The sequence below is a fragment of the Agrobacterium sp. genome, from assembly GCF_059499945.1.
The window spans coordinates 52,898-64,599 of sequence record NZ_JCABZP010000012.1 but is presented as its reverse complement, the minus strand read 5'-3'; the positions used below and the strand labels follow the sequence as shown (position 1 = coordinate 64,599).

Here is an 11,702-nt window from a genome sequence, read left to right as displayed (position 1 = left end):
GCGCGTTATCTGAACAGTCAAGCTGTCTCAGCGGACTTTCATCAGCCGAAACCAGCCGATCTGGCGGCGTTGCGCGGTTTTAGAACGGGTGAGACACTCGGGAGTATCTGGAGGGCTGCTCTTCGCATTGCGGTTCGTGGTTTTTACGACTGCTCAGCGAACCGAATGCGACTGGTGAAGGGATTTCTTTCGTGCAGACTGCTCCGCGGCCGTACCGGTCGACCACCTCACTTACGCTCAAAGCATCTCGCCGATATCTGACGCGCCGCTGGGATATGCGAACATGGTGGTCTTCAACTGCTCTGCCGTCAGCCCTTGCCTGATCGCCAGTGCAAAGATGTTGATCACTTCGTCAGCGTGCGGACCGACAAGATGGGCGCCGAGGATGCGGTCAGTGTCCGCGTCGACCAACGTTTTGAAGCCATACACCGTCTCGGCCTGCTGGCGTGCGGTGAACCAGCCGTCCACGCGCTCGGTCTTTACGCGAACGTTCAGGCCTTTCTCACGCGCCTTGGCTTCGCTCATGCCGACGGCTGCGATCGGCGGGATGGTGAAGGCGACACTCGGAACGCCTGTGTATTCAGGCCTGACCGTGTTGCCGTTGAGCAGGTTCGCCGAGACTACCTTCGCGTCATGGCTTGATACCGGAGTGAGCGGCGGTCCTAGGCCGGCGGCATCACCTGCTGCGTAGACCGCGGGGTTGGAGACGCTTTGCAAAAATCCGTTCAACGCCAGCCGCCCGTTATGGTGCTTTACGCTCCCGGCATCGAGATCGAGCGTCGCGAGCGCCGGCGCCCGACCCGCGGCATGGACGACCAGATCTGCGTCCATATCGAGTTCGCCGTCAGGACAGTCCGCCCGGACGCGATAGCCGTCTGATACCTTCTCAATGGCGGTCACCCCTGCCTGTGTGCGGACATTGATGCCGCGCTCGCTGAACTTGTCCATCAGCCAGCCGACGAGATCGGGGTCGAATTGCTTGAGCATTCGCTTCCCGTGCTGAAGAATTGTGACCTGTGCTCCGGCGCGCGCCGCGATGTGCGAAAACTCGGCCGCGATATAACCGCCGCCGACAAGGACGATGCGTTCAGGCAGGCTCTCCAGTTCCAGGAAGCCTTCATTGGTGATCAGGTGCTGCTCGCCCGGAATGCCGAGCGGCACGGCCTCGGCGCCGGCGGCGATCACGATACGGTCCGCCTCGATCCTCTCTCCTCCGAACTCGAGCGCATTCGGGCCGATAAAGCGAACGTGACCGTGGAAGGCGTGAATCCCTTTGTCGGCAAAGGCTTTCTCACGCTTCTGCGGTACCGGATCGGTGAAGCTGCGCTTGAAGGCCATCAGTCCCGTCCAATCGAGCGTCGCGTCCCCTTCGATTCCACGTCCGCTCATGCGCCAGGCGTGATCAGCCGCCTCGGCGCCGCCGACCATCATCTTCTTCGGATCGCAACCGCGCAAGGCGCAGGTGCCCCCGAAGGGCCGGAAGTCCGCGACGGCGACGCTCCAGCCAGCCGCACGAACCCTGTGTGCTGTTACGATCGCAGCCGTTCCCGTGCCGATGATCGCAAGGTCATATCTCTTCGCCACTAGATCTCCTCCAACATTGTCACGTTCGACATCCGAGCCTTCACGGCTCAGCCGGCGCAGCATGAGAGCTTCGCCACGTCCTTGTCGAAGGCAAGAGCCGCGAGCTTCAGGCCCTCAACGGTGGTGAGATACGGAAAGAGCGTATCCGCGAGGTCGTCGACGGTGAGGCCGTGCCGGATTGCCAGGGCCGCCGTCTGGATGCTGTCGGCTCCCTCCGGTGCGAGGATATGCGCCCCGAGCAGCCGGCCGCTGCCAGCGTCGGCGACGAGCTTGATGAGCCCGCGTGTGTCTCGGGCGGCAATCGCGCGCGGCACCTGGTCGAGACCGATCGTGGAGACACGGACGGCGTGGCCGGCGGTCCGCGCAGCCGCCTCTGTCAGCCCGACGCTCGCCACCTGCGGATCGGTGAAGACGATGGCCGGCATGGCACTGTTGTCGTAGCGCAGGCTGTCGCCGTTGAGGGCGTTCTTCGCCGCGAGCTTGGCACCGTAGGCGGCCATGTAGACGAACTGATCGTGACCGGTGACGTCGCCGGCAGCGTACACGCCCGATCTTGTCGTGCGCATGCGGTCATCGACGAAGATGCCGCCCTTCGGCGAGAGAGCGATCCCATGCTCGGCGAGCCCGAGACCTTCGATATTGGGCGCGCGGCCCGTCGCCACGAGCACCTGATCGGCGTCGATCGTGACGTCCTTGCCGTCGCGATGGACAGTGAGTGCAACACCGTCCGCGGTCTTGCGGATCGTCCGGTACGTGATGCCGGAAATCACCGCGATGCTCTCGTCCATGAAATACCCCGTCAGCGCCGTGCCGATCTCGGGTTCGGCCTCCGGAAGGAGACGCGAGCGGCACACCAGCGTCACCTCGACGCCGGCGCGGGCGAACATCTGGGCGAGTTCGGCCCCGATATAGCCGCCGCCGATCACGAGCAGAGATCGGGGCAGCGCCTCGAGATCAAGCGCCGTCGTGCTCGTCAGGTATGGCACGGTCTCGATGCCTGGGATGACAGGGACGGCCGGTCGCGCGCCGGTCGCGATGATGATCTTGCCGGCTGAGACAAACGTGCCGTCCACCTGGACGCCGCCGTCCACGATGCGCGCCGGCCCTTCGCGATAGGCGATGCCGTTGTAAGCCGGGAGCAGGTCGGCGTACTTGGCCTGACGTAGCTCCGAAACCAGCGCGTCCTTCTGACGGACGGTTCCGCCCCAGTCGGTCAGTTCGGCCTCGGCCGTGATGCCGGCGAAACGTGCCGCGGCTCGGGCATTGTGGAGCGTCTCGGCGGCGCGGATCAGCGTCTTCGACGGCACGCAACCGATATTGACGCAGGTGCCGCCGATGGTGCCGCTGCCGATGAGGGCCACCTGGGCGCCCTGATCGGCTGCCGTGATCGCGGCCGAGAAGCCGGCCGAGCCGGCGCCGATGATGGCAAGGTCGTAGGAACCATTGTTGCGGCCATTCGTGCCAAGGCGCCGATGCGTCACGGGCCTGTCCGGCGATGCCGTATCGCCCGACGATTGAGGCTCACCTTGTGTCTCGGCCGCGTTGTTGCCGTGGCCGGCGATTGTGCCGATTCCGGCAAGGCTGGGCCCGAAGATCGCCCGACCTGCTTCGAGAGCTTCCTCGATCGACAGCCGGAATCCCGGCTCGTCTGCAGGACGCTGCCGGCGCCACGCGGCGAGGTGATCGTCGGAACAGAAGAAGGATGTTGCAGTGCACAGCGAGTTCGCAGCGCATCCGCCTTCGTAATGGACGCTGAGCCATACGACGGCCGTCGTCGGCTCAACGTCGGCCAGAGCCCGGCCCCGTTCCTGCGTGGTGATCCGGACCGGCGCGCCGCAGTGGCGGCAGCGCGAGACGATCGAGATGTCTTGGTCGGTCATAGCGCCGATGCCGAGCGCGTCGACCGCGCACATCGCAGTAAGAGTGCGTCCGTCCAGTGTGACCCGGTGGCCGGTGTCGCGGTCGGTGAAGGGATACGCGCCGACAATCATGTCGCCATCGAGTACGACGAGGTCGCGACGGCGGAGCTCTTCGAGCAGCGCACGGACGGCTTCCTCGCTCAGCCCCGCACGCTTGGCAAGCGCGCTTGGGGTCGGGGCTCGCCCGTGTTCGGCGTAGAGCTGTAGCAACGCAACGCGCACGCGATCCGTGGCCGCCTCGTAGCCGCTCCAGCGGTTGAGCACATGGTCGGAGCCGACCATGGCCAGCAGGGCCTCCTTCACCACGGGTGACGAAACCACCGACCAGTCCGGAAACGTCACACCCGGCCGCACGGCCAAGCTCGGCACCGTTGCGGATGTAGAAACCGTCGCCTTGTCGCGGGACGCGGAGGATGTGCAGCAATCGTTCATGGCTTCAGGCCTTCATTCAGAATCTTCGTGTTGGAACAGACGACCTTTGCACGGCGATGATGGATGCCGCAGGCGACAAGCCCGAGGCCCGCGGCGATCAGGGAAAGCACGACCAGACCCGAACCCGTCAACCACGCGCCGAGGCCGGCCAGCGGCGGGGGCACGGCAAGGAGTGGCGCCGCGCAGCAGATCGCAACGACAATGGCGCCTGCGGCGCCGGTGCGGATCAGGGCGCGGTCATGCATGTCAACTGCCTTGCTCCTGCGTCGGGCGGGCCGGATAGCCGGCATTCATGCTGGCGGCCGCGATGGCATCCGGGGTCGTCTGCGCGTCGTCGAAGGTCACGGTCGCGGTCTTGGCTTCGAACGAGACGGCCACCGTCGAGACCCCGGGGACCGCCGCCATCGAGGTCTTCACGATGTAGGGGCAGGAGGCGCAGGTCATGTTGTCGATGGCGAAGGTGACTGTGCGTTCGGTAGCGAACACGGCAGGCGCGGTCATCACCGACATGATCAAAGCAAGAGCACTCAAACTCTTCTTCATGGGACGGGTCTCCTCTTGGTGTCAGGCGGAAAGCAGCAGCGGGGCGACGTAGTCGAATGCGAAGGCGGCCGCGACGAGCACCGTCGCAAACCAGAGCGCGATCTGGACAATGCGGCTGGGGATCGGGCGCGCGCAGGCAGCATCCTCGGCGCAGGCCCGCCTCGGCTTCCAGTAGACGAGATAGAAGCCGTAGCCGAGAACGCCCGTCGTCCCGGCGACGAAGAGCGGCTTGTAGGGCGCGAGCGCCGTCAGATTGCCGATCCAGGCGCCACCAATGCCTAGGCTAAACAGGATGAGCGGGACGATGCAGCACGAGGAGGCGGCAAGCGCGCCGAGAATGCCGCCGACGGCGACCAGGCGCTGCCGTCCGACTTCGGCTCGGTCCGACGCGAGCACGTCGGTCGTGGCGGACGTCATGCCCGCCGTGCTGGGTCGCGATATATCCATGTCCGATCTCGCTTTCCTTGCCGAAATCCTCATTGCGCAGTACCATGCGGTCTGTAGCAACTACAGGGTCAAGAGGGATTTTTGCGATGCGCGATCACGCTGGCGTGAAGGGCCTGCAGCGGGCTGAGCTCGCCCGGCGGACGGGCAGCAATCTGGAGACTGTGCGCTACTACGAGAAGGTCGGGCTCCTGCCCGAGCCACCGCGCACGGCGGCCGGCTACCGCAGCTACGACACGACGCACGAGCGGCGCCTTCGCTTTGTGCTGCGGGCACGCGAGCTCGGCTTCTCACTCGACGAAATCCGCGAGCTGTTGCGCCTGGTCGACGAACGCGACCAGCCCTGCGCCGAGGCAAGCGCGGTCGCCGCCGCGCATCTCGACGATGTGCGGGCGAAGATCGCTGACCTGAAGCGCATGGAGCGGGTGCTCAAGGACGTCGTCGCGCAATGCGCCGACGGCACGCGGCCGGAATGTCCGCTGATTGAGGCGCTGTTCCGGGAGCGAACTGTCAACTGATCGGGTCGAGGAGCGCCTATGCGGCGCCCCTGACGTCGTTCCGGCAAGCGTTGCCCTGCTGGGCGTGCAGCCAGTCGGCGATCTGCTGCGCCTTGGCTGCGGCGGTGAAGATCGCGCGCTTGTCGGAGCGAAGCACCTCGAGCCAGGAGGCGATATAGCTGGCGTGGTCGGGCCGCGGCTCGACGCTGAGATGGAGGTCGGCGCAGATCATGGCGCTCAGGAGCTCCACACAGTATCCAAATGGGAGACATGTCTCAGTGATGCCGCGCATGGCGCAAGCCGTTGTAATCATGGTCTTTCTCCGGGATCGAATGAGGTGAGACAGATTTGGGCGAGCTGAAGCCGCTCTCTCTGGCTTCCAACCGCTCCCCCTGAGCGGTCGGTCCTCTACCTCTGGCGGGCTTCGGCCGGGCACTACCTTCCCGGGAAGCGCACCACCTGACCGGCCGTCGCCTGATCCAGTGCCGTTCGGAGAGCGTCGATCATGCGCTGCTGCTCAGCGTTTTGCACGGTAAGATACTGGACCTGCTGAGCCAGTCGCTGAGCAGTATCCCTGAGGGTCGATATGGTGATGGCATCCGCTGCACGTTGATGCCGTTCGGGCCCTGCCGCTGACGATGTCCTGGCGCTGGATATCCCAGAACGGAAGTGCGCGAGCAGTTCGGTTGCCCGATTAGCGGTAGCGCGGCCAACGCCTGCTTCCCGAGCCAGATTTGCGACGGTCAGCTTGCCGTTGGTCACACGTGGCTTGCCTGCGAGAAGGCGCTCCGCCGCTTCGCGTAACGCTGCTTCAGATCGGGCACTGACAGGTTTCATGCTTCCTCCCCCTTCAGCGGCGCGATCAGAGCCCGCTTGCGGGCCTGTTCGATCTCGAGCGCCTTGCGCTGATTGGCAGTCAGCTTCGGATCGCGAAGGAGGATGTCACCTTCTTCGATGGAGGCTTCCCAAGGCGGAAGATGTCGGCGGCTGAGGCAGGAGTTAGGGCAGCGTTCGGGGCTGCAATGGGACAGGACAGGCGCCTTGCGGTCGGTCTGCGGAGTTCGGCGAAGGCAGAGAGCCGAAGCCGCTTCGAAGAAGCAGTCATTGAGGAACCCGACGTGAAGATCGCGAGCGAGATGGCGCAACATCGAGCGCAACCGGGCGGGATCGACAATCATGCCGGGTAAATCACCGAGAGCATCGGCAACGCGGCCAAACTCGGATACGAGTCGGCTCGCCGCGGGACCGGTGGGTGGGTGGCCGCGCCGGAACTCCTCGTAGTGCTCGATGATGTCCTCGAGACGTCCCAGCGAGCGCTCTCGCGCAACTTCAGCGCCGAATCCCGATGCTGACTCGCCAGCATAGCCCTCGAAGGTCGCGATGGAGGCATGCTTGTACTGGATCTTGCCCGCCACAGTTCCGAACGGTCGATTGGCGATGTGCCAGGCTATCGTTCGGCGGAACTGTCGTGTCGCAAAGCGCCAGGGCTGACCCGACGCTTCACGCGGGATTGCGGGATTCTCGGGCGTGCCCTGGGTTCGATCGAGATGGGCGCGGAACTGGTTGAGGGTACGAACGATCTCGGTCGAGAGATGATCCTTTGTCGCCGCACCATTCACCAACACGAGCCAGAGCGTATCGAGGCCGCGTCGCTCACGGGCATGTGCAGACAGCCGTTCTGCGATATCGACGGCGCGCCCGACGGGAGCGATCGTGATCCATTCCGCAGCCTCGCCGGTCACGCTGCGCATTTTATAGGCCGTGCTGCGCACCCTGTGCCGCTCGATCAGGCCGTCGGCGCTTCGTTCGACGGAGTGGCATCCGACCCGCATCGCCTGGACCTCGCTGTCGCGCATTCCGGTCAGGTATGCGCAGACAATGTAGGCGGCCGCCTGCAACATCTTTTCCTCGCGCATCAGCGTGAACTGATCGAAGCGCTGCGAACGCCATGGGCGTCCTGTATCCGGGTCGATGCTGATCGGGGTGTCCATGCCGCCGATCTCGGTCCCGAGTTCGGCAACCGCCGTCAATATCGTACTGTGATGGCGCCGGGCCTGGCATATTGCACCGGCGCGGCATCCGATGCGCAGAGCCATGTAGCCGTAGTTGACGCGAGTCCCTTCCTTGCTGACGACGCTCACATCATCCGGCCAGACGGGCACACCGCGTCCTTCCTTGCGTAACCGGGATAGATAGGCGTCCAGTCGCTGTGCAATGGCATCGGATGTCGGATGCCCGAGTTCGGTTCTTGCTATCGTCGCCTTGTTGGCCTGATCGGCGAGCATGGTGAGCTCGGCCCGAGCTGCCAGAATGTCGGCCGAGAACACGTCGACATATTTGAGCGACCAACGAAGCAAGGCGTTGATGACGGGCTCCGGAATGCGTGGGGTCGTATTCTCTAGTGGCGACGGCTTGCAGCCGGCGACCTGGAATGGTGCTCGACCTCGCCAAGGCTCGAACTGATACCCTCCCTGCGTCAGCCGATCCGCGTGGGCATGCAGATCGACCGGAATCTCGAGGAGCGCAGCAACCTGCCTGGGCAATCGCCCGGGTGTCCGGATAAACGCAAGCCATGCGTCGAGGTCCGCCTGCGTCAGTTCTCCAAGCCGGAAGCTGCCTGTCCGCTCCTCGATAAAGGCGATGAAGCGGCGCATCCGGTTATAAACGGCGCGGACTGTGGCCGGGGCCATCCGGGATCGGGGTGCGCCCGCGGGTTCATGCAGCCGAGCGAACAGGTATTCCTTGGCGGTGAGCCGGGTGAGCGGATTGGACAGATGCGTGAAGTCGACACTACAATGGCATCGCCTCGCGTTCTCGCGGAAGACAGCGGGTGACAGGTTCCAACTATCCTCACCGAACAGAGGCAACGGTTCCGCCTTTTTGCGCGGATGAATGCGGAGCCCATCAAGGACACCCTGACCGTCCTTGACGTGGAGAGAGGCTGGCGCCGTCGCTGGAGCTGTGGCTGGCTTTACGCTCATGTCGCGCCGAGCTCCGGCGGCAAATGGATCAAGCCAGCCCGGTTTTGCGCCAGTGTTCTCGCTTCCGCGACCACAGCCTCAGGGAAGGCCGGGAGAACCTGGTCGGTGATCCGGGCATGAGCCTGGCCGAACTTGGCCTGCCAATCGCTCGCGGATAGGCTCGCGCGCTGCTCCACCATGAACGTATCGAAGGCCACGATCGCTGGCAATTTGGATGCGGTAATCACCGCGCTCTTGCATTCGAGACACCCCCAGAACGGAACCGGGCAAGCCTCGCCTGCGCGACCGAAGGGGCTGGCATAAAAGCCGGAACAGCTGGCGAGCCATAGATCCTGGGAGCCATTGAGCAGTTCTGCGATCTCGGCAGCAGGCAGCGGGAGACCGGCAGCCTCGGGCGAGGCACGCATTCGCATCTCGTCTTCCGGCATGAGCAGCTTCGGCGCCAGCGCAGAATCGAGAGCCTCCTTCAAACCGTCGGCGACCGTGGTCTCGTGCAGCGAACGCAGTGCCGGGATGTCCGCATAATGGTTCGCAGCGATCTCCTTGCTGTGATTGACGGCGAAGCTCTCCATCTGTCCGCGCGTCTGCCTGTACCAGTGGGACTTCTGGGTCTTGCGCAGCCGGGCCAGGACCAGATTGATTGGCTGTCCTTCCGCATCGGCGATCTCGTGCCGCGCCACAAATCTGGCAAGTGATTCCGCCGAGGGATGACCTATTCCGGCGACCAGCCGTCCATCATTGAAGTAAGCCCAGAGGCTATTGGTATCGAGGCGCCTGCGCGCCTCGGTTCCGAGCTTCATCGCGAGCCGTATCAGGCCTCCAGGCGTACCACTGCCGCCGTCGCGCACCCGCAGCCTCTTCCATTCGGCGCCTCGAGCTCGCCGCTTTATATATTCGATATCGACGTGGCCGCCCGCGGCATTCTTGAGGCAATCGACGCCCAATTCCTTGCAGCACTCGATCTCGATGCCAGTCGTCAGCGACAGCATCACCAGGAAGGCGATGATATCCTGAAGGTTGAGGTAGAGATGGCCATGCAGTTCGTCCACGAGGTTGCCCGTCGACAATCCCTCTTCCTGCCGGAGCCAATAGAGGTACTTGTAGATAGGCTTACTGAAGCTGATCGTACCGTCCAACTCCAGCCTGCTCATCGTCATGCGGTAGGCAGATCGAAGTTCTTCGCCGCCTTCGATGGGACCATCGCGCCGCACGGCATTGCCGACGGTAACGATGCGGTTGTGGGCCGCGTGAACATCGCGTCGAGCCGCTTCGCGGAGCGCTGCATTTACATGGTCGTCGTAGGCGTCGCGCGGTTTGCTCGGGTTATATGGCGACCCGACATAGTGCAGCCGGGACAGCATCAGCACGGAGAGCGTCGCCGGGCAATCCTGATGGACGAACCGGAGACAGCCGACAATCTTTGCGATCGTCTGATAGCTGACAACCTCGGTGTGTCGCTCGCTCAGCCATCCCGCAAAGTCATCGAGATGCTGGGGTGCCATCTGTTCCAGACGGCAGAGGGCAGGATGGCGATCATCAAGATAGGTCCAGAACCGGCGGGTGGCGGCGACGTAAGCCTTGGCGGTGCTGACCGAGCCGGCCGGTCCGCCGATCTGGCAGATACGCCACAATGCATGGGCGAATGGGCCGAGCAACTCTGGCCGCCCCAGGTCTGCGAGGTCAACGACCATCGAACCGCCATGTCGTAGAGTTGCATGGAAGCGGAATGTTGTTTTTGCCTCCTGTGCTTCGGGCGTCGGATCGGCGATATCGGGGAAGATAACGCGGCCCCTGCGGCCAATGATGGAAGAGGCCGCCTTCACGCTGGCGCTCCGATCTCCAGATCGTCGAGCGTATCGGCAAAATCGCCGGCGGCCTTGTCGACCAGCATGCGAGCTTCATCGAGGCTGTCGAGGTAAATGTAGGTGCTGGCGATGCTGGCGTGACCGAGGAGGCGCTGAAGTTTTTGAAGTGGATCTCCGATGACGCGACGATAGGCGGCGCTCTTCTGATCAGGATCAGGCCCGATCCAGCCAAGCTGCGCCCGGATGAGGAGCGACAGCATGTGAACCGCAAATACGTGCCTCAACATGTGCGGTGTGATGTGGATATCAAGGCCGTTTTGCCGACACCGCGCTTCGGCCCGCGCGAAGACCGCCTCCCATGTCGAGGGTCGCATCGGCCGGCCGTCATCCGTCAGCCACAATGCCGCCGGTTCGAGGGGCAAACCGGCGGCATCCACCATGAGCAGGCGCCTTCGTTCGGAAGGAAGAAGCCCATCGCGGCGGCGCCGGGACTGGCCATTGCGATCAGAGACAAGTGCGAAGTCCCGAGACCAGCCCTGGACCATGATTGGCTGACGGATGTTGTCCCAGCGGCGATGTTCGCGCCAGCGAGCAACGATCTGGGAGCGCTCGATCCCAACATACTGATCGATGCGGCGCAGAAGGCGGCGCGGAACGCGGATCTCTCGTCCCTTGCCACCTTTGCATATCGCCGCCGGCAATTTGAGTGGACACGAGCGGTCGGCGCCGAGAGCCGGATCGTCGTGCCTCGGCAGGTCAGCCGGAAGCAGACTGGTTGCCTCTTCAAGACGTAGACCAGTGCAGACGAGAAGCTCAGCAAAGAGCGCATCGCGTTCGCCGTGGCGGCCACGCCAATCCGGATTGTCGCGGCCATCCGATTGACGACCACGCAACCCGATATCCCGGAAGGAGTAAAAGCGATCGAGCCCAACGTAGCGCATATCATGGTGGCGGGCGCCAGCTTCACGGTAGGAATAGCGCTGGCCTTGGGCCGGGCCGCGCGGAGTCCGGGATATTTTGATCCAATCGCGTTTGCCAAACGGCGTAGTGGTCAGAAGACCCTCGTCACGCGCCCAGCCGTAGAACTTCTCGAAGGCGGTAACGGACCTGTTCCAGGAGGACGCCGATATCCGCGCGGAGTGATCCGTGAGACGCCGCGCCCGATGGAAAGCGATGAGGTCCTGTCGATCCGCCTTCCAGATGCCCTTTCCATGCCGCTGTTCATGCAAAAAGCGCGAGAACGTCAGAATATCCAGCGCATAGGCCTTGATCGTGTTCGGCGAGCGAGCCCCCATGGTGGGGCATTCGCGAAAGAAGCGGTTCAGATGATGATCGTAGCTGCCATCATCATCGAGAATGAACGGTATGCCGTCGATCAGGCCAAGGTCGCCTGCGTGTTCGCCGGCGGATAGCAACGGCTGATGGCTCACGCCATCGAAGGTCGTCGGCTCTCGAAGAGCTACCAGGTCGGTGAAGTAAAGCTCCGGCACCACGGCC

General features: G+C 63.7%; 10 protein-coding genes and 1 pseudogene. 1 reads left to right on the top strand and 10 read right to left on the bottom strand.

What is annotated here, in order from left to right; all coding sequences use genetic code 11:
* Positions 1–237 precede the first annotated feature (237 nt).
* From AC5I5B_RS11370 to AC5I5B_RS11350, 5 genes are read right to left on the bottom strand one after another with little or no spacing between them, the layout of a single operon-like run.
* Positions 238–1,647 (bottom strand): dihydrolipoyl dehydrogenase family protein, encoded by a 1,410-nt coding sequence (locus tag AC5I5B_RS11370; RefSeq protein ID WP_246670937.1) that lies wholly within the window; start codon positions 1,645–1,647, stop codon positions 238–240.
* A complete protein-coding gene (gene merBA, locus AC5I5B_RS11365; RefSeq protein ID WP_012112815.1) occupies positions 1,632–3,935 on the bottom strand; it encodes a bifunctional organomercurial lyase/mercury(II) reductase MerBA in 2,304 nt (767 codons plus the stop codon). Before merBA ends, AC5I5B_RS11370 begins: the two co-directional genes overlap by 16 nt.
* A complete protein-coding gene (locus AC5I5B_RS11360; protein WP_036742955.1) occupies positions 3,932–4,180 on the bottom strand; it encodes a hypothetical protein in 249 nt (82 codons plus the stop codon). Before AC5I5B_RS11360 ends, merBA begins: the two co-directional genes overlap by 4 nt.
* 1 nt (position 4,181) lies before the next feature.
* Positions 4,182–4,478, bottom strand: a complete 297-nt coding sequence (locus AC5I5B_RS11355; RefSeq protein ID WP_012112816.1) for a heavy-metal-associated domain-containing protein — start codon at positions 4,476–4,478, stop codon at positions 4,182–4,184.
* A 21-nt stretch (positions 4,479–4,499) separates the two neighbouring features.
* Complete coding sequence (locus AC5I5B_RS11350) at positions 4,500–4,925, bottom strand: mercuric transporter MerT family protein (RefSeq protein ID WP_039194744.1); 426 nt, start codon at positions 4,923–4,925, stop codon at positions 4,500–4,502.
* 86 nt (positions 4,926–5,011) lie between these two features.
* Here AC5I5B_RS11350 and AC5I5B_RS11345 point away from each other — a divergent pair, with 86 nt between their 5' ends.
* Positions 5,012–5,440 carry a MerR family transcriptional regulator gene (locus tag AC5I5B_RS11345; protein ID WP_012112818.1) on the top strand — a complete coding sequence of 143 codons (429 nt, stop codon included), beginning with the start codon at positions 5,012–5,014 and terminating at the stop codon, positions 5,438–5,440.
* Positions 5,441–5,456: 16 nt separating this feature from the next.
* Here AC5I5B_RS11345 and AC5I5B_RS11340 read toward each other — a convergent pair.
* The 5 genes and pseudogenes from AC5I5B_RS11340 to AC5I5B_RS11320 all read right to left on the bottom strand — a co-directional run.
* A pseudogene (locus AC5I5B_RS11340) lies at positions 5,457–5,669 on the bottom strand (zincin-like metallopeptidase domain-containing protein); the annotation flags it as partial.
* A 185-nt stretch (positions 5,670–5,854) separates the two neighbouring features.
* Positions 5,855–6,256, bottom strand: a complete 402-nt coding sequence (locus AC5I5B_RS11335) for a hypothetical protein (RefSeq protein WP_267211516.1) — start codon at positions 6,254–6,256, stop codon at positions 5,855–5,857.
* A complete protein-coding gene (locus tag AC5I5B_RS11330) occupies positions 6,253–8,400 on the bottom strand; it encodes an integrase (RefSeq protein WP_327521543.1) in 2,148 nt (715 codons plus the stop codon). Before AC5I5B_RS11330 ends, AC5I5B_RS11335 begins: the two co-directional genes overlap by 4 nt.
* Positions 8,397–10,223: a site-specific integrase gene (locus AC5I5B_RS11325; RefSeq protein WP_327521542.1), complete on the bottom strand. Its 1,827-nt coding sequence runs from the start codon at positions 10,221–10,223 to the stop codon at positions 8,397–8,399. Before AC5I5B_RS11325 ends, AC5I5B_RS11330 begins: the two co-directional genes overlap by 4 nt.
* On the bottom strand, positions 10,220–11,695 hold the full coding sequence (locus tag AC5I5B_RS11320) for a tyrosine-type recombinase/integrase (RefSeq protein WP_495752635.1): 1,476 nt from the start codon (positions 11,693–11,695) through the stop codon (positions 10,220–10,222). Before AC5I5B_RS11320 ends, AC5I5B_RS11325 begins: the two co-directional genes overlap by 4 nt.
* Positions 11,696–11,702 lie beyond the last annotated feature (7 nt).